The organism is Sphingomonas liriopis (assembly GCF_024211255.1).
Lineage (GTDB): Bacteria > Pseudomonadota > Alphaproteobacteria > Sphingomonadales > Sphingomonadaceae > Sphingomonas > Sphingomonas liriopis.
In genome coordinates this window covers 25,339-46,759 of sequence record NZ_JAMLDY010000022.1, presented here as the reverse complement: position 1 = coordinate 46,759, position 21,421 = coordinate 25,339, and the positions used below count along the sequence as shown (strand labels likewise).

19 protein-coding genes are annotated in these 21,421 nt (G+C 69.5%); 6 read left to right on the top strand and 13 right to left on the bottom strand.

Features of this window, described 5'->3' with window-relative positions; genetic code table 11:
- The first annotated feature begins 14 nt into the window (after positions 1–14).
- Both M9979_RS15340 and M9979_RS15335 read left to right on the top strand, forming a co-directional pair.
- Positions 15–1,304 (top strand): Hsp70 family protein, encoded by a 1,290-nt coding sequence (locus tag M9979_RS15340; protein ID WP_254290233.1) that lies wholly within the window; start codon positions 15–17, stop codon positions 1,302–1,304.
- 305 nt (positions 1,305–1,609) lie between these two features.
- The gene (locus tag M9979_RS15335; protein WP_254290232.1) at positions 1,610–3,532 is read left to right on the top strand and encodes a CocE/NonD family hydrolase; all 1,923 of its coding nucleotides are present in this window, start codon (positions 1,610–1,612) and stop codon (positions 3,530–3,532) included.
- A gap of 141 nt (positions 3,533–3,673) precedes the next feature.
- Here the strand turns inward: M9979_RS15335 and M9979_RS15330 are convergent, their stop codons facing one another.
- The 4 genes from M9979_RS15330 to M9979_RS15315 all read right to left on the bottom strand — a co-directional run bounded on the left by M9979_RS15330 (position 3,674) and on the right by M9979_RS15315 (position 8,779).
- Positions 3,674–5,437 (bottom strand): sensor histidine kinase, encoded by a 1,764-nt coding sequence (locus M9979_RS15330; RefSeq protein ID WP_254290231.1) that lies wholly within the window; start codon positions 5,435–5,437, stop codon positions 3,674–3,676.
- Positions 5,422–6,135: a response regulator transcription factor gene (locus tag M9979_RS15325; RefSeq protein WP_254290230.1), complete on the bottom strand. Its 714-nt coding sequence runs from the start codon at positions 6,133–6,135 to the stop codon at positions 5,422–5,424. Before M9979_RS15325 ends, M9979_RS15330 begins: the two co-directional genes overlap by 16 nt.
- An 11-nt stretch (positions 6,136–6,146) precedes the next feature.
- On the bottom strand, positions 6,147–7,577 hold the full coding sequence (locus tag M9979_RS15320; protein ID WP_254290229.1) for a DUF4153 domain-containing protein: 1,431 nt from the start codon (positions 7,575–7,577) through the stop codon (positions 6,147–6,149).
- Positions 7,578–7,918: 341 nt separating this feature from the next.
- Entirely contained in the window at positions 7,919–8,779 is an 861-nt protein-coding gene (locus M9979_RS15315; protein ID WP_254290228.1) for an oxygenase MpaB family protein, read from the bottom strand.
- Between the two features lie 53 nt (positions 8,780–8,832).
- Between M9979_RS15315 and M9979_RS15310 the strand changes: the two genes are divergently transcribed.
- Positions 8,833–9,576 carry a class I SAM-dependent methyltransferase gene (locus M9979_RS15310; RefSeq protein ID WP_254290227.1) on the top strand — a complete coding sequence of 248 codons (744 nt, stop codon included), beginning with the start codon at positions 8,833–8,835 and terminating at the stop codon, positions 9,574–9,576.
- Between the two features lie 53 nt (positions 9,577–9,629).
- Positions 9,630–10,112: a DUF1440 domain-containing protein gene (locus tag M9979_RS15305; RefSeq protein WP_254290226.1), complete on the top strand. Its 483-nt coding sequence runs from the start codon at positions 9,630–9,632 to the stop codon at positions 10,110–10,112.
- Between the two features lie 271 nt (positions 10,113–10,383).
- Here M9979_RS15305 and M9979_RS15300 read toward each other — a convergent pair whose 3' ends face one another.
- From M9979_RS15300 to M9979_RS15265, 8 genes are all read right to left on the bottom strand, one after another.
- A complete protein-coding gene (locus M9979_RS15300; protein ID WP_340689075.1) occupies positions 10,384–11,427 on the bottom strand; it encodes a sensor histidine kinase in 1,044 nt (347 codons plus the stop codon).
- Positions 11,427–11,873 carry a response regulator gene (locus tag M9979_RS15295; protein WP_254290225.1) on the bottom strand — a complete coding sequence of 149 codons (447 nt, stop codon included), beginning with the start codon at positions 11,871–11,873 and terminating at the stop codon, positions 11,427–11,429. Before M9979_RS15295 ends, M9979_RS15300 begins: the two co-directional genes overlap by 1 nt.
- A complete protein-coding gene (locus tag M9979_RS15290) occupies positions 11,870–13,381 on the bottom strand; it encodes a sensor histidine kinase (RefSeq protein WP_254290224.1) in 1,512 nt (503 codons plus the stop codon). The genes M9979_RS15295 and M9979_RS15290 overlap by 4 nt, the downstream gene beginning before the upstream one ends.
- Positions 13,382–13,435: 54 nt before the next feature.
- The gene (locus M9979_RS15285) at positions 13,436–14,194 is read right to left on the bottom strand and encodes an exonuclease domain-containing protein (RefSeq protein WP_254290223.1); all 759 of its coding nucleotides are present in this window, start codon (positions 14,192–14,194) and stop codon (positions 13,436–13,438) included.
- 205 nt (positions 14,195–14,399) lie between these two features.
- Entirely contained in the window at positions 14,400–14,867 is a 468-nt protein-coding gene (locus M9979_RS15280; protein ID WP_254290222.1) for a PH domain-containing protein, read from the bottom strand.
- A gap of 31 nt (positions 14,868–14,898) precedes the next feature.
- Positions 14,899–16,278: a phosphoglucomutase/phosphomannomutase PgmG gene (pgmG, locus tag M9979_RS15275; RefSeq protein ID WP_254290221.1), complete on the bottom strand. Its 1,380-nt coding sequence runs from the start codon at positions 16,276–16,278 to the stop codon at positions 14,899–14,901.
- Positions 16,278–16,538: a J domain-containing protein gene (locus M9979_RS15270; RefSeq protein ID WP_254290220.1), complete on the bottom strand. Its 261-nt coding sequence runs from the start codon at positions 16,536–16,538 to the stop codon at positions 16,278–16,280. Before M9979_RS15270 ends, pgmG begins: the two co-directional genes overlap by 1 nt.
- Positions 16,535–17,338: a division plane positioning ATPase MipZ gene (locus M9979_RS15265; RefSeq protein WP_254290219.1), complete on the bottom strand. Its 804-nt coding sequence runs from the start codon at positions 17,336–17,338 to the stop codon at positions 16,535–16,537. Before M9979_RS15265 ends, M9979_RS15270 begins: the two co-directional genes overlap by 4 nt.
- Before the next feature lie 86 nt (positions 17,339–17,424).
- On the opposite strand from M9979_RS15265, the gene panC reads away from it, so the two are divergent.
- Both panC and M9979_RS15255 read left to right on the top strand, forming a co-directional pair.
- Positions 17,425–18,270: a pantoate--beta-alanine ligase gene (panC, locus tag M9979_RS15260; protein ID WP_254290218.1), complete on the top strand. Its 846-nt coding sequence runs from the start codon at positions 17,425–17,427 to the stop codon at positions 18,268–18,270.
- Positions 18,271–18,349: 79 nt separating this feature from the next.
- Positions 18,350–18,646 (top strand): SEL1-like repeat protein, encoded by a 297-nt coding sequence (locus tag M9979_RS15255; RefSeq protein WP_254290217.1) that lies wholly within the window; start codon positions 18,350–18,352, stop codon positions 18,644–18,646.
- A 145-nt stretch (positions 18,647–18,791) separates the two neighbouring features.
- On the opposite strand, the gene topA is transcribed toward M9979_RS15255, so the two are convergent.
- Positions 18,792–21,362: a type I DNA topoisomerase gene (topA, locus tag M9979_RS15250; protein WP_254290216.1), complete on the bottom strand. Its 2,571-nt coding sequence runs from the start codon at positions 21,360–21,362 to the stop codon at positions 18,792–18,794.
- Between the last annotated feature and the right edge of the window lie 59 nt (positions 21,363–21,421).

Genomic DNA, 21,421 nt, shown 5'->3' with positions numbered 1-21,421 from the left:
GACTCGGTGCCGCCATGTCCCGCACCGCCTCCACGCTCGGCCTCGATTTCGGTACGACCAATTCGGTTGCGGCGGTGGGACGCGGCGAGGCCGCCGATCTGGTCCTGCTCGACGCGCCCGAGGGGCGCGACGCGGTGTTCCGCTCGGCGCTATGCTTCTGGGAGGACGACGGCGGTCGCGGCGCCATCGCGTCGGAGGCGGGCCCCTGGGCGATCCGCGAATATCTCGATTTTCCGCAGGGCAGCCGGTTCATCCAGTCGTTCAAGTCGGTCGCCGCGGCGGCCAGTTTCGATACCGCGACGGTGTTCGACCGGCGGATGCGGTTCGAGGATCTGGGTCGCCTGTTCCTGACCCGGATGGCGGCGCGTGCGGGCGGTGCGCTGGCGCCGGCGGAGCGCGTCGTCGTCGGGCGCCCGGTCACCTTCGCCGGCAGCCGCCCCGACGAGGCGCTGGCGCGGACGCGCTACGACGCGGTGTTCGGGGCGCTGGGGGCACAGGTCCATTACGTCTACGAACCAGTCGGCGCGGCGTTCAGCTATGCCGCGCGGCTGACCGATCCGGCGACGATCCTGGTTGCCGATTTCGGCGGCGGCACCAGCGACTTTTCGGTCGTCCGCGTCGCGGCGCCGGGCGCGGCGCGGCGGTGCGTGCCGCTGGGCCATGCCGGCGTCGGCATCGCCGGCGACCGGTTCGACCAGCGCATCGTCGACCGGCTGGTGATGCCGCTGCTGGGCAAGGGCGGATCGTACCGCTCGTTCGACAAGGTGCTGGAGATACCCGGCGGCTATTTCGCCGATTTTTCCGACTGGTCGCGCCTCGCGCTGATGCGCAACCGGCGGACGCTTGCCGAGCTCGAGAAACTGCGCCGGTCGGCACTCGACCCGGAGGCGATCGCGCGGATGATCGCGGTGATCGAGGAGGAGCTGGGCTATCGGCTGTACGATGCGGTCGGGCAGCTCAAGCGGACGCTGTCGCGCGACGAGGTGGCCGAGTTCCGGTTCGAAGGCGCGGGCCTCGCCATCGCGGCGGCGGTGACGCGCGCCGAGTTCGAGGCGTGGATCGCGCCCGATATCGCGCGGATCGATGCGGCGGTGGACCGGGCGCTCGCGGTGGCGGGGGTCGCGGCGGGAGACATCGACCGCGTGTTCCTGACCGGCGGCACGTCGCTGATCCCGCGCATCCGGCGGCTGTTCGACGACCGCTTCGGCGCGGAGCGGATCGCGACGGGCGGCGAGCTGACCTCGATCGCGCATGGGCTGGCGTTGATCGGACTGGAGGAGGACGTGGCGTCCTGGGCCGCCTGAATCCTCCCCGTACCGGCAAGGGCTATTGCATATGGCGGCGTGACCAACCGGCAGCCTGGAGTACTGCGTCACCCCGGACTTGTTCCGGGGTCCACCGTGCCGAAAGCGTCGTAGAAAGAGCCTCGAAACGACAAGTTCACCGAACCGTGGACCCCGGAACAAGTCCGGGGTGACGAAGGAGTTGGTGGTCCGCCGAGCAATCACTCATATGCAATAGCCCTCCCGTGTCGGGGAGGATCGACACTGCTTGCCGCCGGCGGCATCCCGGTCCTAGCATAGGTCATCCTCTCTGCCGGAGATCACCGATGCGCCGTTCCGTCCTGCTGCTCTCGTCTCTCGCCCTGCTGTCGGTGGGGGTGCAGGCGCAGCAACAGCAGCCGGCCCCGGGCGGCGATATCCCCGCGAAGTTCAAGCTGGTCGACACCGCCAACGACTATATCAAGCGCGAAGTGATGATCCCGATGCGCGACGGGACCAAGCTGTACACCGTCATCGTCATCCCCAAGACCGCGACCAACGCGCCGATCGTGCTGACCCGGACGCCCTACAACGCCAAGGGGCGGGCGAACCGCAGCGACAGCAGCTCGATGCTGAACACGCTGCCGCTCGCCGACGAGATGTTCGTGCGTGGCGGCTATATCCGCGTCTATCAGGACGTGCGCGGCAAATACGGGTCGGAGGGGGAGTATGTCGTGACGCGCCCCGTCATCGGCCCGCTGAACCCCAGCAAGGTCGATCACGTCACTGATGCGTACGACACGATCGACTGGCTGGTGAACAAGGCGAACCTGCCGCAGTCGAACGGGCGGGTCGGCATGATCGGGTCGAGCTACGAAGGATTCACCGTCGTCATGGCGCTGCTCGCGCCGCATCCGGCGCTGAAGGTCGCCGCGCCCGAAAGCCCGATGATCGACGGCTGGATGGGCGACGACTGGTTCCATTACGGCGCGTTCCGCCTCGCCAACATCGCCTGGCTGGGCGGGCAGACGGGCTACAAGGGCGGCGGCACGGTCCCGCCGACCGGCGGCTGGGACGATTACGACAATTTCCGTAACGTGGGGTCCGCCGGCGACTGGGCGAAGAAGTCGGGCTACGATCAATTGCCCTATTGGACGCGGATGTCGCAGCATCCTGCCTATGACGGCTTCTGGTCGGGGCAGGCGCTCGACAAGTTGCTCGCCGCCAATCCGTCGAACGTGCCGACGATCTGGGAACAGGGCCTGTGGGACCAGGAGGACATGTACGGCGCGATCACCGCTTGGGAGGCGCTGAAGGCGAAGGGCAAGACGGGCAACAACTTCCTCGTCATGGGGCCGTGGCGGCATAGCCAGATCAATCGCGAGGGGCGCAGCCTCGGCCCGTTCCAGTGGAACGGCGACACCGCCGCGCAATTCCGCGAACAGATGGTGCTGCCGCTGTTCGACCAGTATCTGAAGGACGGGCCGGCGGCGAATTTGCCGCAGGCGGCGATCTACAACACCGGCGAGAATCATTGGGACCGGCTGGCGAACTGGCCGCTCGCCTGCGAGAGCGGCTGCGCGGCGCCGTTGAAGCCGATCTATCTGCAGGCGGACGGGGGCCTCGGCTTCGACAAGGGCGCGCCCGGGGGTGACGCCTATGTCTCCGATCCCGCCAAGCCGGTGCCGCATTTGCCGCGGCCGGTGAACTTCAACGACGGGCGCTGGGGCGACTGGCTGGTCAGCGACCAGCGGCATGCCGACGGCCGGCCCGACGTGATGACCTATACGACGCCGGTGCTGACCGCACCGATGCGCGTGTCGGGAGCGCCGATCGCGGACCTGTATGCGGCGACGACCGGCACCGACGGCGATTTCGTGGTGAAAGTGATCGACGTCTTTCCGGCGGAGAATGCGACCGATCCCAAGATGGGCGGATACCAGCTGCCGATCAGCCTCGACATTTTCCGTGGGCGGTATCGCGACAGTTTCGAGAAGCCGAGCGCCATCCCGGCGGGCAAGGTGCAGCATTACAGATTCCGGCTGCCGACGGTGAACCACGTCTTCCAGCCGGGCCATCGTGTGATGGTGCAGGTGCAGTCGAGCCTGTTCCCGCTCTACGACCGTAATCCGCAGACGTACGTGCCCAACATCTTCTTCGCCAAGCCCGGGGACTACCGGAAGGCGACGGTGACGCTGCGCCGCGGGGGCGACAGCCCAAGCGCGGTGCTGCTGCCGGTGGTGCCGGTCGAGCAGGCGCAGGCGAAGTAGGGGCGGACGCTCGACCCACCACCTTCGTCACCCCGGACTCGTTCCGGGGGCCACTGGTCCGCACGTCCTCAGACCGTTGGTGGCGCGGCACGGTGGATGCCGGAACAAGTCCGGCATGACGGGGGGATAGAGCTGAGCGTATCAGCCCGTCGCGAGGGGCAGGGTGACGACGAAGGTGGTGGGTGGTCCTTCCACCCACTCGATCGTCCCGCCGCCGGCCTCCACCAGCGACCGCGCGATGGCGAGGCCCAGGCCGGTGCCGCCCTCGGCGCGGCGGGTGGTGAAGAAGGGTTCGAACAGGCGCGCGGCGTCGGCGGGGGCGATGCCGGGGCCGTCGTCGGTGATGTGGAGCGTGACGGTGTCCGCGGTGGTCGTGCCGGCGACGCTTACGCGGGTCGCGCCGGCCTGGCGCGCATTCTCGAACAGCGTCGCCAGTGCGTTCTCGATCGTGCCTTCGGGCAGCGAGACCGGCGGGGGCGGGGCGGTCCATGTCACATCGATTCCGAAGCCGTCGCCGCGATAGGCATCCGCCGTGCGCGCGATCACCGGCGCGGGATCGGTCGCGGCTATGGCAGGCGCGGCCATGTCGGCGCGGGCGAGTTCGAGCAGGCGCGTCACCAGCAGCGCCAGCCTCCCGGCATCGGCATCGGCGTTGGCGAGGAAGCGGCGGCGATCCTCGGGCGCCATGTCGGGATGGTCGTTGAGCAGTTCGAGCGCGCCGCGGATGCCGGCGAGCGGCGTCTTGAATTCGTGGCTGACCGCATAGGCGAAGTCGCGCAGGTAACGCGAGCGGCGCTCGATCGCGGCGGTCATCACCGCGAAATCGGCGTAGAGACCCTGGATCTCGATCGCGGCGGTCGGCGGCACCTCGGGCACGCTGCCATGACCGCTGGCGACCGCGCGCGTCGCCTGACCCAATCGCTCGATCGGGCGGGTGACGCCGCGCGAGATGATGCCCGACAGCAGCACCAGCATCGCGAAGATCGCCGCGATGCCGATCGCGATCTTGCCGCGATCCTCGTACAGGCCGCGGAACAGCGCGCGCGCCGAGCGCGACAGCAGGAGGACGCCGACGACCTTGCCGTTCACCACGATCGGCCGGGCGTGGTGAACGCGGATCGCGGCGGCGCGCGACAGCCATTCGAAGCGATAGACCGCGCGATAGGCGCCGTTGCGGCGGAGCACGGTGGTGGGGTGGCCGCGCAGCGCGGCGGCGACCTCTGGCAGCGCGGCGTAGCTGCCGGAGACGGGCGATCCGGCGACGATCCGCCCCGCGTCGTCGAGCAGCATGATGCCGGCGAGCGTCGTCATCTGCGTGGCGCGCAGGATCGGGATGAGGCGTGCCGCGGCGCCTCGCGCAGACGGATTGTGCGCGCAGAAATGCAGAGAGCTTTGGTGCCGATCCCTCTCGAACACGCCCGCCCCCGGCGAAGGCCGGGGTCCAGTCGCGACGATGCTTGTGAGCGCGCGCGACGATCGATCATCGCCGGCTTGCAACTGGACCCCGGCCTTCGCCGGTGAGGTTGCCCGAGCTGCGTCGTCGATCTCCGCGCGAACCTGCTCGCGCGCATCGCACCGACCCGGTGCGGGGCGTTCCGGCAGGATCGGCGTCTGGCTGAGGTCGACGCCATCGCCCGGCGGCACGATCCGTTGCGGGTAGAGCGCGCCGCCCTTTGCCCCCGGCCAGTCCGCCGCCGCCGTCGCGGCGAGCGCGGCGCCCTGCGCGACCAGCTCCGCCTCGGTCTGGCGGACGAGCGTGTTCTCGTAGACGCGCAGGAACACCGCGCCGAAGCCGGGCAGCGCCGCGACGACGAACAGCGTCGCGAACAGGATCGTGCGCAGCCGCAGCCGGGGCCAGTGGCGTTTCGCCCACGCCTTCGCCCCGCCGATCACGCGCCCGTACACGCCCCCAGCCGATAGCCGACACCGGCGCGCGTCTCGATCAGGTCGGCGGCGCCCACGCCTGCAAATTTGTGACGCAGGTTGCGGATATGGCTGTCGATCGTGCGGTCGGTGATCGCGAAGCCGGGGCCGTGCAGCCGGTCGATGATCGCGTCGCGGCTGAACACCTTTGCGGGCATCGAGGCGAGCAGGCGCAGCATCGAAAATTCGGTGACGGTCAGCGTCACCTCCCGCCCGTCCCACAGCGCCCGCCAGCCGTCGAGGTCGAGCCGCAGCCGGCCGTGTTCGAGCCCCCGCCCGTCCTCCACCGCCGGCGGCCGCGCGGTGGTGCGGCGCAGGATCGCCATCACCCGCGCGACGACCTCACGCGGGGAGAAGGGTTTGACGACGTAATCGTCGGCGCCGAGCTCGATGCCGAGCACGCGGTCGATCTCGTCGTCGCGGCTCGACAGGAACAGGATCGGCGTGTCGCCGCCGCCCGATCCCTTGGCGCCGCGCAGGCGGCGGCACACCTCCAGCCCATCCATCCGCGGCATGTTGATGTCGAGCACCACCAGACTGGGACCGTGCGCCTCCGCCATCGCCAGCCCCGCCTCGCCATCGGCGGCCTCGAGCGTGGCGAGCCCCGCCTTGTCGAGCGCGAAGACGAGCAGCTGGCGGATATGGGGATCGTCGTCGACGATCAAAACGGTGCGGGGCATCGGGCACAGGATCATCGTTGCGGCCCTCCCGTCAACCGGCCATTGCAGTCGCGCCGCTGACCGGGGCCGCGTAAGCGCGGGGCGCGCGGGCCGACCATCGCCTCGACCGTGGCGAGGCGGCGGGCGTTGCGGAAGGTCCAGCCGGTCCAGCTCGCCTGATCGGCGGCGACGCGCGATTGCGCCTGCCAGCGCAGATAGCCCAGCCGGTCGCGCAGCCCGGCACCGTGCGCGTGCCGCTCCAGCGTGGCGAGCGGAACGAGCGCCGACGATCCCATCCGTTCGAGATAGCAGAGATCGAGCGGTGGCCCCGCGCGGCCGCGCGCGAGGGCGACCCGGACGTTCCACGCGGCCGCGGTCGCGCCGAGATCGACGATCGCGCAGGCGGTGAGCACCACCGCGGCAGCGAACGCATTGGCGTTGATGAGCCACGCCGCCGACCGGCCGCGCAGCAGTCGCCACAGGATCAGCGCCAGCCCGGTCGCGACCAGCGCCATCCAGACGAGTGCGGCGAGGCGCAGCACGGTCATCCCATAGGCATCGACGTAATCGAGCGTGCGCAGGCCGCTCGACGCGACGAGCAGCAGGTTCTGGACGATCCACGCCGTCACCAGCCGGCGCACGACCGGGCTGGCCGCGCCCGCGCTTCCCGGCCGCAGCGTGGCGAGCACGAACACGCCGGCGAGCAGCGCGGTGACGATCAGCGCATAGGCGCCGCGATGCGCGTATTCCGCCATCGTCACGCCATCGGGCAGCGCCGCGCCGCTCCATAGGAAGGCGATGTCGAGCGCGTTCTGGCCAGCGAAGATCACGTTGAACGTGGCGAGCGAGAGGATCAGCGTGCCGACGCCGGTCTGCGGCAGCGCGACGCCGGCGATCCGGCCGTCCCAGGCGGTGACGCGCGGGTTGGGCCGCAGCGTCGCCCACACCGGCAGCAGCACCGCCACCGCGAGCACCACGCGCCATACGACGGTGGTCGCATCGGGCAGGGCGATGCCGGCGAACGCGCGTTCGATCAGCGGATTGGCGCTCGCGAACAGCGCGAGGAACAGCGCGGCGCCGGCGACCGGCATGACGAGCGCCGCGACGACCGCGGCGACCCGCACGCCCGGCACGTTCCGCCGCAGTCGCGCCTGTCCCACCCGGGTGAGGTCGCGCAGTGGCAGGATCGGTGCGGTCGCACCCAGCCACGCCAGCCGCAGGCCCCAGGCGACGGCATCGTCGAACCGCCGCCGCGGCAACAGGGCGGCGAGCGTGATCGCGATCAGGAACAGCAGCGCGGCGAGCGGGCTGGGATCGTCGACCAGCGTCGCGACGTACAGTGTCGCCATCGCCAGCGCGATGGCCCCGCCGCGGCTGCGCCGTACCGCGGGGCGGGTCAGCGCCAGCGCCACGATCCAGCCGAGCGCGGCGAGCGACAACAGGATCGAGGCCTGTTCGATCACCGCCTCGGCCGGACGATCAGCGCGGCGGTCGCGACGATCTTGGCGGCGAGGGGAATGGGCCTTGGCGTCATCGCATGTCCTTCCTGCGTCGGTCGCCGGATGAGATGGCGTGGGGCGGTGGAGCGGCGATGGCGGCGGGGATGCGCAGGCGGTGCGCCTTGCGTGCAGATCCGGTGCAGACACCTTTCCATCACGACGCGGGTGACGACGTCGGGACGAAGAAGAAGGATGTTCGCGCGGACGCGCGGAGGACGCAGAGGTGTCGCGCTCGCCGCGCCTCCGCGCGAAAATCTCTTCTTTCCTTTACGATCCGAGCCGTTCGAACGGCTCGACCACGGGGGTCAGCTTTGGTCGGTCGCGCGCTTCGCCGAGCCATCGCGCAGCGCCCAGCGCAGCACGGTGCCGACGCCCGCCATGCCGGCGCGCACCGCGGCGCCGTGGCCCGGCGGCCGGTCGAGGCCGTGCATCCGCGCCGCCCAGCGCGGCAACAGGTCGATGCCGCCCTCCATCAACAGCTTCTGTGCCGGCGCCATCGCCGCGTTCGCGGGCCGCTGGTGGAGCAGCGCGCGCGCGACCTCGCGGGTGCGGTGGTCGGCGCGCAGCCGGGGGCGGACCCGCGCGAAATAGGCCTCGACCCCGGCGACCGTCCTCGGCACGCCGCGCGCGCCCAGCCGTTCGGCGACGGTCGCATATTCGCCGAGGTAGCGGTCCTGTTCGGCGAGCGGATAGCCGGGATCGCGATAGCGGCGATAGGCGGCAAGGAAACTCGCGACCTCGGCGACATGGACCCAGGTCAGCAGGTCGGGGTCGTTGGCGCTGTACGGCGTGCCGTCGGGCAGCGTGCCGGCGACACGGTCGTGGATGCGGTGCACGCGGTCGATCAGCGCTTCGGCCGTGGCGGTCGCGCCATAGGTGGTACCGGAGATGAACTGCGCCGTCCGCCGCAGCCGGCCGAGCATGTCGTCGCGGAAGTTGGAATGGTCCCACACGCCGGCGAGCGCGCCGGGATGCAGCATCTGGAGCAGCAGCGCGGCGACGCCGCCCGCCATCATCGCGGTAAAATCGCCATGCACCTTCCACGCCGCGGAGGCGGGGCCGAACAGGCCGTCGTCGCCGGGCGGGCGGGCGAGGTCGACCTCGCCGTCGCCAAATCCGACCAGCCGATGCACCTGTGTCTGGATCGTGTCACGAAGATCGGTCATGCTGGGTCCATCTGATGCGGCATGTCTGCCAAACCAGCGACGGGAGATGAAGGATGCGCCTGGCACTATCGATGATGGCGGCTGCCGCGATGACGACCGGGGTGGTGGCGCAGGACAAGATCGCCCCCGCCGGCGCGGCGATCACCCGCGCGCTCGCCGATCCCGCGCGCGCCGACCAGGCCGGGGACGATGCACGGCGTCAGGCGGCGGCGGTGCTCGCCTTTTCGGGCGTGAAGCCGGGCGATACGGTCATCGATTTTCTGCCCGGCGCCGGCTATTGGACGCGGATCTTCACCGGCGTCGTCGGGCCGAAGGGCAAGGTCTACGCGGTCTGGCCCGCGGCGGGCGCCAAATATGCCGAAAAGACGTTGCCCGCCTTGCAGGCGCGCGGCCTCGCCAACGTGACCGCCGCGGTGCAGGCGACCAACCTGCCCACCGCATCGCAGCCGGTCGACCTGTTCTGGACGGTGCAGAACTATCACGACATCGCCAACAAGGGCGCGGGCGAACCGGCGTTGCGCGCGTTCGACGCGGCGGTGTTCAAGCTGCTGAAGAAGGGCGGCACCTATGTCGTCATCGACCATGCCGATGCGCCCGGCACCGAACTGACCGGCACCGAGACCAAGCATCGCATCGACCCCGCCGCCGTTCGCCGCCAGATCGAATCGACCGGCTTCCGCTACGTCGGCACGAGCAAGGCCCTCGCCAATCCGGCGGACGACCACGGCAAGAACGTCTTCGATCCCGCGATCCGCGGCAAGACCGACCAGTTCGTGCTCAAGTTCCGCAAGCCGTAAGCGGCGAACCCTTGTGGGGGCACGGGCGTTACCTTCGCCGATCCCGACGGAGAATGCCTGTGCCCTCGCTTGCCAAGACCCTTGTCGCCGGCCTTGCCGGCGGGCTCGTCGCCAGCCTGGCGATGGACCTGTTCCAGCGCGCCGCCGCGTCCGCCTTTGCGCAGGACGGTGGCGACGACGATCCCGCGACGGTGAAGGCCGCCGACAGCGCCAAGGAGTTGGTCACCGGCGAACCGGTCACCCAGAAGCATCGCGAGAGCGCGGGTACGCTGGTCCATTACGCGACCGGCGCGGCGCTGGGCGTCGGCTACGCGCTGGCGGCGCGGGCGTGGCCGGAGACGACCGCCGGATTCGGCACCGCCTTCGGGATCGGCGTATCGACCGTGCTCGACGATGTTGCGGTGCCGGCGTTCGGCTGGGGCGCGGCGCCGACCGATACGCCGCCGTCGACGCATGCCTATGGGCTGGCGAGCCATGCGGTGTTCGGCGCGGCGCTGGAGGGTACGCGGCGGGTCGTGGTTGAGGCATTGGGGTGAGCCGGGGTTGCGCCGAAGGGTGGGAGTCTCACCTGTGCTTCGACAGGCTCAGCACGAACGGGTGGGGGTGGTGTGGGGCGCTCAGGATGCCGGAGTAGGCCGACGCGAGCCTTCGCCCTAATCCGCAATGCCAATCCGTCACCCCAGCGAACGCTGGGGTCTTTCCGTTGGGGAGGGCGGCGGGAACTCCACCACGAGACCCCACCCAACGCTGGGGTGACGGTGAATATGCTGGGTTCCAGTTCGTGTACGCCGGGGATCGGGTGGGCGCCTACACCACCCCCGCGCGCAACGTCGCGCGGACGCCGTGCACGCAAGGCTCGTACGCCACGCTCGTCTGCAGGCTGTGCGCCATCGCGCGGATCAGTTTGGTGCCGAGGCCGGTGCCGCGGGGGGCGGGGTCGGCGGGCATGCCGCAGCCGTCGTCCTCGACCGCGAGCAGGAAGCGGCCGGTACCGTCCGCCGCCAGCAATACCCGAATCTCGCCGCCGGTGCCGGCGGGATAGGCGTATTTGCACGCATTGGTGACCAGTTCGGTGACGATCACGCCGAGCGACACCGCCTTGTCGGTGGCGAGGCGGATCGGGTCGGCGACGACGCGCAGGACGTGCGGCGCGGCGTCGTTCGACAGCGTCTCGGCCAGTTCGGCGACGAGCGAGCCCAGATAATCGCGCATGTCGACGCTCTCGACGTCGTTCGCCGAATAGAGCCGGCGATGGACCTGCGCGATCGCGCCGATCCGCCGCTGGGTGTCGTCGAGCGCGGCGCGCGCGACTGGGTCGGCGAGCGCGCTTGCCTGCAGCCGGACCATCGCCGACACCAGCTGCAGCGAATTGGCGACGCGGTGGTTGACCTCGCCGAGCAATGCCTCCAGCCGCGCGTTGCTCGCGCGCAGGTCCGCCTCCGCCGCGACCTTGTCGCGCGCCAGCCGGCTGCGGCCCAGCACCTGTTCGAAACTGGCGGCGAGCAGGTCGAAGAAATCCTCGCCCACCGTCTTCACGACGTAATCCGCTGCGCCCGCCTTCAGCGCCGCGACCGCGATCCGGCCCTCGTCCGATCCGGTGACGTAGACCACCGGCGGCGGTGAGGGGAGCGCGGCGAGCCGCTCGAGCGTCTCGAGGCCGTCCATCCCCGGCATGTAATGATCGACCGCGACGAGGTCGAACCGCTCCGCCGCGGCGAGCGCGATGCCCTCCGCCCCGCCCTCGGCCGGGGTCACGCGATAGCCGCGCCGCGCCAGCCCGCGCGCCGCCAGCCGCCGGATGCCGTCGTCGTCGTCGATGTACAGGACGCTGGGGGTGGAATCGGGCAGGATCAGTGTTCCTCGACCTCGGGGACCTGGATCACCGACAGGAACAGGCCCAGCTGGCGGATCGCCTGCGCGAAGCTTTCGTAATTGACCGGCTTGGTGATGTAGACGTTGCAGCCGAGGTCGTAGCAGCGCTCGATCTCGACCTTGTCGTCGGTGGTGGTCAGCACGACGACGGGGGTGCGCTTCAGCGGGCTGTCCTCCGCCTTGATCTGCGCGAGGATGTCGGTGCCGCTCATGTCGGGCAGGTTGAGGTCGAGCAGCACCAGCGCCGGGCCGCCCTTGGCGGGGCCGTCCTCCGCCTCGAACAGATGGTGCAGCGCCTGGCCGCCGTCGGTGAAGTGGCGGATTTCGTTCATGATGCCGGCGCGGCGGATGTTCTTTTCGATCAGTCGGGCGTGGCCCTCGTCATCCTCGATCATGACGATGCCGACGGAGCGATGCGCGTTCATGGCTGGCTGTCCTGCTGTGCGTAGGTCTTGGGAAGGTTGAGGCGGAAGGTCGATCCGCGCCCCAGTTCGCTGTCGACGTCGATCGTGCCGCCGAGACGATAGGCGAGCGCCCGGACGTGTGCCAGCCCGATGCCTTCGCCCGGCTGGTCCTGCGTCCCCGATCGGCGGAACAGGTCGAAGATGCGCTGGTGATCCGCCGCCGCGATGCCGCGGCCGTTGTCGGCGACCGCGACGATCACGCGGTCGCGGCGTTCCTCACCCGATACGGTGATCTCGCCGGGGCGGCCGGGCTGGAGGTATTTGGTCGCATTCTCGATCAGGTTCGACAGGATCTGTTCGATCGCCACCCGGTCGGTGACGAGGCCGGGGACGGGCCGCGCGACGTCCAGCGCCACGCCGCGCTCGTCGAGCAGGTGGCGCATCGACCCCGCGATCGTATCGACCACCGCGGCGACGTCGATCGGTTCGGGGGTGATGACGCGCCGCCCCTCGCGCGACAGTTTGAGGATGGCGTTGATGAGCCGGTCCATCTTCTGCGTCGAGGTGCGGATGAAGCCGATCGCCTCAGGCAGATCCTCGCGCACCGCGAGCCGCGCCTCCTCGCCGACGATCTGCGGGCATTGCGCCTCCGCCCGGTCGAGCAGTTCGCCGAGCGGCGCCGTCGCGGCGGCGAGTTCGGCGGTGAAGCCCATCACGTTGACCAACGGCGAGCGCAGATCGTGGCTGACGATATAGGCGAAGCGCTGGATCTCCTCGTTGGCGCGGCTGAGGTCGGCGGTACGCTCGTGCACCGTTTCCTCGAGCCGGTCGTTGAAGTCGCGCAGGTCGTCGCGCGAGGCGGCGAGGTCGCGGGTGTAGCGCATGACGGTCAACAGCGAGGCGATCGCGACGAGGATCAGCAGCACCGCGGCGAGCGCGAGGATCGCGTAGAAGGCGCGGACGCTCGCGCGTTGCGCCTCGTCACGCCGGGCGAGCAGGCGACGTTCCTCCGTCGCCATCCGGTCGAATGCGCTGCGAATGCCCATCATGCGCCGGACGCTGGTTTCGCCGCGGAAGGACGCGACGGCGGCATCGTCCTGCCCGGCATCGACCATGGCGATCGTCCGCGTCCGCTGCGCGAGCAAGGCGGCGATGTCGCGGTGAAGCTGGATCAGCGTATCGACCTGCCGCGGATTGTCGCGGGTCAGCAGTTGCATCCTGTGCAGCGCATCGGGCAGCGCCACCGTCCAGCGGTCATAGGCATCGCGATATTCGCGGTTGCCGGTCAGCAGATAGCCGCGCCGCGACGCCTCGCCCTGTTCGATCAGCCGGCGTGCGGTGCCGATCGCCAGCTCGACCTCGTAGGTGTGGTTGACCGAGCGGGTATGCGCCTCGTTGCGCCCCGTCGCCCAGCCCGCGGCGATCCCGGCGGCGACGAGCGCGAGGAAGCCCAGCGCCATGAACGACACCAGCACCCGGCCGAAGCGGCCTTCGGAAACGACGAAATGGTTGCGGATGGTCGCGATCACGACGTCCGCCTTACGGCAGCGCGGATCGTTACGCCAGCGACGCCGATATGCTGTCTACAGCAGCAGATCCTGCGCGCTGGCGCGGCCGACCGCGCCGCCGCCGCTGCGCCGATCCGCCTCGGCATTGGCGGTGAAGCGGATGTCGGGATCGCGATCGGTCAGGAACGCCATCAGGCTGTCGTGGTCGAGCTCGCTCCACGCCTTGCCGCGGTGCGGGCCATAGCGGACGCGCGGGATGAGGCCCGGCGTGCGCGACCAGTCGAGCAATTGCGCCGCCCCCGCTTCGTTGAGCTGGTCGCGCAGATGGTGCGCGGTGACATAGGCGTCGGGAAAGGCGCGGTGGACGGGCAGGCCGCGGCTCTGATCGAGGCCTTCGGGCTTGCGCCAGTAGCGCAGTACCTGATTGGAAAAGCTGGGCGAATCGGGCCACAGCCGCAGCGCGCACTTCCACGTGCAGATCCATTCCTGTCCGTGGGTCAGGTTGGGCGTGCAGAATTGCTGTTCGAAATCGGCGCGGTGCGCGGCGAGCGCGATGCGGCGCGGATAGGGATCGAGCACGCGGCGCGCGACGTCGTGCCACCACGGCGCGTCGGCGACGTCCTCGTCGAGGATATGGTGGATCGCCTGCGTGATCGGCGGGATCGCGCGGCCGGGGTTGACGAGGATCGATCCGCCCTCGCCCTCCAGTTCCCAGCGGCCGTCCTTCTGCAGCGCGACGTCCTGCCAGCCGATCTCGCACACGCCGTGCGCGGGCGGCGCGCTGCCGGTGGTTTCGAGGTCGATGACGCGGACGATCTGGGGGGCGGGGCGCATTGACGGTCAGATGGGGCTTTTCGGGGGATTATGCCAGTGTTTCGGGCCCGCAACCCCGCCCCGAGCCAGTCGTCACCCCGGACTCGTTCCGGGGTCCACCGGGCCGCGGGCGCACGGCAATAGGCTCTAGCCTTCGGCCTCGCCGCAGAGTGGACCCCGGAACAAGTCCGGGGTGACGAAGGATATGAGGCCCACGTCGGAAGCCTCAGCGGAAATCGTCGTCGGCATCGACGTCCAGCTCGCGCACGCCGCGTAGCCGGCGGGCGCGGTCGACGAGCTTGCGGATGCCTTCGCGGCGTTCGCGCGCGGCGGGGACGTCGCGCAGGACGAATTGCGTATGGCCGGTGGTGCGGTCGGTAGAAGTGATGGTGATCGTGCCGATATCGGCGATCTGGTTGACCAGCGAGAAATCGACGCGGACGTCCTTGATCCGGTACAGTTCGATCTCGTCGATCGATTTCATGACGAGGCCGCGCTTCACGATCAGCCGCTGGTCGGTGATCTCGTACGCCGAGGCCATGTTCTGCAGCCAGCGCACCGCGATGATGACCAGCCCGACGCCGATCACGCACGACAGCAAGGTCAGCCATCCGGTGAAGCTGCCGAGCAGCCAGCGGTTGGTACTCGAGCGGAAGCTGTCGACCGCCCGTTCGGCGCTATAGGTCCCCACCATGGCGCCGACCCTATCCGGCGCGGGGCGGCTGTCAATCACGCGCGATGCCGCTCGCCACAAGTTCGGCGTCGATCTGCGCGAGCAGCACGTCGAGATCGGCCTGATTGCCCGCTTCCGCGCGCGCGGTCAGCACGTCCTGCGTGTTCGAGGCGCGCAGCAACCACCAGCCGGTGAGCGTCGTCACGCGGACGCCGTCGATCGCGACGACCGGCGTACCGGCGGCCTCCAGCCGCGCGCGCACCTCGTCGATCACCGCGAACTTGCGTGCCGGATCGACCGGGAAGCGCAGGTCGGGGGTGTTGACCAGCGCCGGCATCGCCGAGCGCAGCGCGGTGAGCGACCGGCCCGACAGATGCACCGCACCGATCAGCCGCACCGCCGCGTACAGCGCGTCGTCGAAGCCGTACCAGCCGCCATTGGCCCCGGCGCCGAAGAAGATATGGCCGCTGAGCTCCCCCGCGATCGGTGCGTCGTGCGCCAGCATCGCTTCCTTCATCAGGCTGTGCCCGGTCGCGCCCATCACCGCCTTGCCGCCGAGTTCGGCGATGCGGTCGAAGACGAATTGCGAGGATTTGACGTCGGCGACGACGGTTGCGCCGCGCAACTCGGCGAGCACCGGCGGCAACAGCAGGCAGAGCAACTGGTCGCCCCACAGCACGCGCCCCTCGCCATCGACCGCGCCGATCCGGTCGCCGTCACCATCGAAGGCGATGCCGAAATCGAGGCGCTTCTCACGGACCAGCGCCTGGAGGTCGGCAAGGTTCGCCTCCTCGGTCGGATCGGGATGGTGGTTGGGGAAGCGGCCGTCGACCGTGGTGTGGAGCAGATGGTGCTCGCCGGGCAGCTGCGCGACCAGCCGCTCGACCGCCGGTCCGGCGGCGCCGTTGCCGCAGTCCCAGCCGATCCGGTAGGCGCCGCCGGCATAGCCCGCCAGCAGTCGGCCGACATAGGTGTCGAGCACGTCCGCCTGGCTGACCGTGCCAGCACCCTCGCTCCAGTCGCCCGCCGCGGCGATGCGCGCCAGATCCAGCACGTCGGCGCCGTAGAAGGAGCGGTGGCCGAGCACCATCTTGAAGCCATTGTCGTCGCGCGGATTGTGGCTGCCGGTGACGTGGACGCCGGCGTCGACGTCCAGCGTCGCCTCGGCATAATAGAGCATCGGGGTCGGGCCGATGCCGATCCGCACCACGTCGACGCTGCTTGCGATGAGCCCCTCGACGAGCGCCGCCTCCAGCTCCGGCGAGGACAGGCGTCCGTCGCGCCCGACCGCGACGCGGGTGCCGCCTGCGGCGCGCACGCGGGTGGCGAAGCTGCGCCCGATCGCCACCGCATCGGCAACCCCCAGGTTGCGACCGACGGTGCCGCGGATGTCGTATTCGCGCAAGATCGCCGGCGACAGGACGTGCGCCATCAGCTGCGGCGTACCGCCCCGAGCAGCAGGTCGCGCGCCGCGTTGATCTCGGTCGTCGCCGCGGCCGAACCGCCGCGATCGGGATGGACGTCGGCGAGCAGGCGGCGATGCGCGGCGCGGATCTCGGCCTCGTCGGCGCCGTGGCGCAGCCCGAGCACCTGCCGCGCGCGCTGTTCCTCGCTGAGCACGACGCGCTTCGGCTTGCGCCCCAGATAATGCCACGCGAACCAGATCAGCGCGATGACCAGCAGCCACTTCATGCGGCGATTTCGGGCGTCGCGGGTTCGGGCAGCTGCAACGCGCTCATCATCTCGCGCAATTCCTGGCGCGAGGCGACGTGGCCGAGGCCCATCGCGCCGAATTCCTTCGAATCGATCATGGTGAGGCCCGCCGGGAACAGCTCGCGATAGATGACGCGCTCGCCGAGCCCCGGGATGATGCGGAAGCCGACGCGCTTGGCGAGCTGGACGAGCGCATCCGACACGCGGCGCATGTTGCGCGCCTCGATATGCTGCAGGCGGTTGCGCAGCACGACCCAGTCGATCTGCGTCCCGTCGGCGCGAGCGCGCTGTTTGCGTGCGTCCCAGATCAGCTCCGAATAGAAACTGGGGCGGGTGACGTTGAAGGTCTCGGGATCGACCTGTCCGATCAGGTCGAAATCGACGAAGCTGTCGTTCATCGGCGTGACCAAGGTGTTGGACAGCGCCGCGGCGGTGCGCGCGAAATAATCGTCGCGGCCGGGCGTATCGACGATCAGGAAGTCGGCGCCGTCGGACAGCCGCTGCCACTTTTCCTCGAACACGCTTTCGGTCGTGCCGTCGTGCGTGTCGTGGACCGGCATCGGCAGCGCGCTGCCGGTGCGTTTGATGGTCGCGGCGCGGTTGTCGAGATAGCGGCCGACGGTACGCTGGCGGTGATCGAGGTCGAAACAGGCGACCCTGTGGCCCTTGGCGGCGAGCGCGATCGCGACGTGCACCGCGGTCGTCGACTTGCCGGTGCCGCCCTTTTCGTTGGCGAAGACGATAACGTGTGGGGAGGCGACGTGTGGCCCTGTGGGCACGGTTCGTTCCTTATCGGTTGGTCTTGGATTGCTCCGGTACGACCTTCTCCATAGAAGCCGCGCGCTCAATGTTCGAGGGGGTATCGGTGCAGACAGTTCGGGACTTGCAGGGGTTGCGCGACGCCGTGGCCGCGTTCCGGGCGGAGGGCGCAGCCATCGCGCTGGTGCCGACGATGGGCGCGCTGCACGCCGGTCACATGGCGCTGGTCGAGGCGGCGCGGCGGCCGGGAACGAAGGTCATCGCCTCGATCTTCGTCAACCCGAAGCAGTTCGGGCCGAACGAGGACCTCGCCCGCTATCCGCGGCGCGAGGCGGCCGATGCGCGATTGCTGGCCGAGGGGGGCTGCGACCTCCTCTGGCTGCCGTCGGTCGAGGTGATGTACCCCGATGGCTTCGCCACCAACATCAGCGTGTCGGGAGTCAGCGACGGCCTCGACGGCGCGGCACGGCCGGGGCATTTCGACGGCGTCGCCACCGTCGTCACCAAATTGTTCAACCAGACCGGCGCCGACGTCGCCTATTTCGGCGAGAAGGATTTCCAGCAATTGGCGGTGATCCGCCGCTTCGTCGCCGACCTCGACATGGCGATCGAGATCGTCGGCGTGCCGACGCAGCGCGACGACGACGGCCTCGCGCTGTCGTCGCGCAACATCTACCTCGACGAGGAACAGCGGGCGAAGGCGGTGGCGTTGCCGCGCGCGCTGGGGGTGGCGGCGCGGGCCATTGCGCGCGGCGACGATCCGGAGGCGGCGTTGGCGGAGGCGCGGGGGGCGCTGGTCGCGGCGGGGTTCGTGGTCGATTACGTCGCGCTGGTCGATGCCGAGACGCTGTCCGAATCGCCCGCGGCGGATCGCCCGCGGCGGCTGCTCGCGGCGGCGCGGATGGGCGCTACGCGGCTGATCGACAACGTTCCCGTCGAGCCAAATCCCTGACGGTCATGGTTTTTTCGGTGTTAACCATTTCTTGACGCGAATCGCCGCAAGGTGGCCCAATGATAAATGGGGGCTTCCGATGGGCAACAGTATCAAGAGCGCACAATTCCTCCTAGAAAGCCGGATCGCCGACGCGATGCGCGGCCGGCCAGAGGCGTTGTTCGACCTCGGCGTCTGCTACCAGACCGGGACCGCGGGGGCGGGGATCGATCTGATCGAAGCGCACAAATGGTTCAACCTCGCCGCCGTGGCGGGCTTCAGCGATGCCGTCGATGCGCGTGCCGAGGTCGCCGAAGACATGACCGCGCGCGAGATCGCCGAAGCGCAGCGCGCCGCGCGCGCCTGGCTCGGCATGACGCAGCGTCGCGCGGCGTAATAGCCCGATCCGGCCAATGCCTCTTCCGTCATCCCGGCGAACGCCGGGACCCATGGAAGCACGGCCGCTGCCGATGTGACCCGAACGGGCGTACCGTATCGATGGGTCCCGGCGTTCGCCGGGATGACGATGGGTCAGGCGGGCGCTATTCCGCCACCTTCTTCTTCGCCGGTGCCTTTTTCGCCGCCGGCTTGGCCGCGGCCTTCGTCGCCGGCTTCTTCGCCGCAGCCTTCCTGGCCGGCGCCTTCTTCTTGCCCTTCGCCGGTGCCGCCGCAGCGCGATCGTCGATCAGCTGTGCCGCCTCTTCCAGCGTCAGCGCGTCGGGTTGAATCGACTTGGGCAGCGTCGCATTCGTCTCGCCATCGGTGACGTAGGCGCCATAGCGCCCCTCCATCAGCCTGATCTCGAGCTCGGTGCGCGGATGCTTGCCCAGTTCCTTGAGCGGCGCTCGCGCCGCGCCGCGTGCCGGACGACCGCCGCCAGCTGCCGCCTCGGCGAGCTTGACCACCGCGGCGTTCATCCCCGTCTCGAACACGTCGGCGGTCGATTGCAGCCGCGCATACTTGCCGCTGTGCGCCAGGTACGGCCCGTAGCGGCCGATCGACGCGGTGATCGGTTCGCCCGTCTCCGGGTGATTGCCGATCGTGCGCGGCAGGCTCAAGAGCTTCAACGCCCATTCGAGGTCGAGCTCGCCGGGCAGGTCCTTGGGGATCGAGGCGCGCCTGGCCTCCTTGCCCTCGCCGAGCTGGATATAGGGGCCGAACCGCCCCGATTTGCGCTCGACCTCGAGCCCCGTCGCCGGGTCCTTGCCGAGTCCCTCGGGACCGCTGTCGCCCTCCTCGCCGCCGGGCTGCGCGAAGCGGCGGGTATATTTGCATTCCGGGTAATTGGAGCAGGCGATGAACGCGCCGAACTTGCCGCCGCGCAGCGCCAGCTTGCCCTGTTCGCACTTGGGGCAGAGCCGCGGGTCGGAGCCGTCCGCCTTGTCGGGGAAGAGATAGGGCGCGAGGAACTGGTCGAGTTCGGCGGTGATGGCGCTAGGCTGCTGCTCCATCACCTCGCTGGTGCGCGGCTTGAAGTCGCGCCAGAAGGCTTCGAGCACCGCCTGCCATTGCGCGCGGCCGCCCGAGACGTCGTCGAGCTCCTCCTCCAGCTCGGCGGTATAGTCGAAACCGACGTACTTTTCGAAGAAGCGTTCGAGGAAGGCGGTGACGAGACGGCCCGATTCCTCGGCGAAGAAGCGGTTCTTCTCGACGCGCACGTAGGCGCGGTCCTTCAGCGTCTTGATGATCGAGGCATAGGTCGACGGGCGGCCGATGCCGAGTTCTTCCATCCGCTTGACGAGGCTGGCTTCGGAAAAGCGCGGCGGCGGCTGGGTGAAATGCTGCTCGGCGTCGACGCTCTTCTTGGCCGGCGCGTCGCCCTCGCGCAGGCGGGGCAGGCGGCGCGCTTCCTCGTCCTGCGTGTCGTCCGATCCCTCTTCGTAGAGCGCGAGGAAGCCGGGGAAGAGCACGACCTGCCCCGTCGCACGCAGCACGTGGCGCCCGGTGCCGTCCGCCATCTCGACGGTGGTGCGCTCCATGCGGGCAGATGCCATCTGGCTGGCGAGCGCGCGCTTCCAGATCAGCTCGTACAGGCGGCCGTGGTCGCCCGACCCGGCGCGATCCTTTGTGAAGTCGGTCGGGCGGATCGCCTCGTGCGCTTCCTGTGCGTTCTTCGCCTTGGTCTGATACTGGCGCGGCGAATCGGGGACGTAGCTCGCGTCATAGCGGTTGGCGATGGCGAGGCGCGCGGCGGAGATCGCGCTGCCGTCCATCTGCACGCCGTCGGTACGCATATAGGTGATCGCGCCGTCCTCGTAGAGCCCCTGCGCGATCCGCATCGTATGGTCGGCGGAGAAACCGAGCTTGCGCGCCGCCTCCTGCTGCAGCGTCGAGGTGGTGAAGGGGGGCGGCGGGTTGCGCGTCGCCGGCTTGGTTTCGACGGTCTGGACGGAGAAGCGGCCTTCCTCGACCGCGGCCTTGGCCTTGAGCGCGTCGCCCTCATTGCCGATCGACAGACGGTCGAGCTTCCTGCCGTCCCACTGGACGAGGCGCGCGACGAAGGGCGTGCCGTCCTGCTCCATCTGCGCGGTGACCGACCAATACTCCTGGGCCTTGAAGGCTTCGATCTCGCGCTCGCGGCCGACGATCAGCCGCAGCGCGACCGACTGGACGCGGCCCGCCGACTTGGCGCCGGGCAGCTTGCGCCACAGCACCGGCGACAGTGTGAAGCCGACGAGATAGTCGAGCGCGCGGCGGGCGCGATAGGCGTCGATCAGGTCGGTATCGAGCTCGCGCGGCGCCTTCATCGCGGCGAGGATCGCGGGCTTGGTGATCGCGTTGAAGGTGACGCGCTGGACGTCCTTGGGCAGCGCCTTGCGATTGCGCAGCACCTCCTGCACGTGCCAACTGATCGCCTCGCCCTCGCGATCGGGATCGGTGGCGAGAATCAGGCGGTCGGCGGTCTTCGACAAATCGGCGATCGCCTTCAGTTGCTTCGACTTGTCCGCGTAATTCTCCCACTCCATCGCGAACCCCTCGTCGGGATTCACCGATCCGTCGCGCGCCGGCAGATCGCGGACGTGACCGTAGGAGGCGAGGACGCGGAAGTCCGATCCCAGATACTTTTCGATGGTTTTCGCCTTGGCGGGCGATTCGACGATGACGAGCTGCATGATGGTGGAATAGCGTCCTTACGTGTACGCGCGAGGGTGGAAAGCCGATGGGGCGGCTG

What these genes read in the sequence shown, in the direction of transcription:
- M9979_RS15340 (WP_254290233.1), top strand. Translation starts at nt 15, where the DNA reads ATGTCCCGCACCGCCTCCACGCTCGGCCTCGATTTCGGTACGACCAAT.
- M9979_RS15335 (WP_254290232.1), top strand. Translation starts at nt 1,610, where the DNA reads ATGCGCCGTTCCGTCCTGCTGCTCTCGTCTCTCGCCCTGCTGTCGGTG.
- M9979_RS15325 (WP_254290230.1), bottom strand. Translation starts at nt 6,135, where the DNA reads ATGCCCCGCACCGTTTTGATCGTCGACGACGATCCCCATATCCGCCAG.
- M9979_RS15315 (WP_254290228.1), bottom strand. Translation starts at nt 8,779, where the DNA reads ATGACCGATCTTCGTGACACGATCCAGACACAGGTGCATCGGCTGGTC.
- M9979_RS15310 (WP_254290227.1), top strand. Translation starts at nt 8,833, where the DNA reads ATGCGCCTGGCACTATCGATGATGGCGGCTGCCGCGATGACGACCGGG.
- M9979_RS15305 (WP_254290226.1), top strand. Translation starts at nt 9,630, where the DNA reads ATGCCTGTGCCCTCGCTTGCCAAGACCCTTGTCGCCGGCCTTGCCGGC.
- M9979_RS15295 (WP_254290225.1), bottom strand. Translation starts at nt 11,873, where the DNA reads ATGAACGCGCATCGCTCCGTCGGCATCGTCATGATCGAGGATGACGAG.
- M9979_RS15285 (WP_254290223.1), bottom strand. Translation starts at nt 14,194, where the DNA reads ATGCGCCCCGCCCCCCAGATCGTCCGCGTCATCGACCTCGAAACCACC.
- M9979_RS15280 (WP_254290222.1), bottom strand. Translation starts at nt 14,867, where the DNA reads ATGGTGGGGACCTATAGCGCCGAACGGGCGGTCGACAGCTTCCGCTCG.
- pgmG (WP_254290221.1), bottom strand. Translation starts at nt 16,278, where the DNA reads ATGGCGCACGTCCTGTCGCCGGCGATCTTGCGCGAATACGACATCCGC.
- M9979_RS15270 (WP_254290220.1), bottom strand. Translation starts at nt 16,538, where the DNA reads ATGAAGTGGCTGCTGGTCATCGCGCTGATCTGGTTCGCGTGGCATTAT.
- M9979_RS15255 (WP_254290217.1), top strand. Translation starts at nt 18,350, where the DNA reads ATGGGCAACAGTATCAAGAGCGCACAATTCCTCCTAGAAAGCCGGATC.
- topA (WP_254290216.1), bottom strand. Translation starts at nt 21,362, where the DNA reads ATGCAGCTCGTCATCGTCGAATCGCCCGCCAAGGCGAAAACCATCGAA.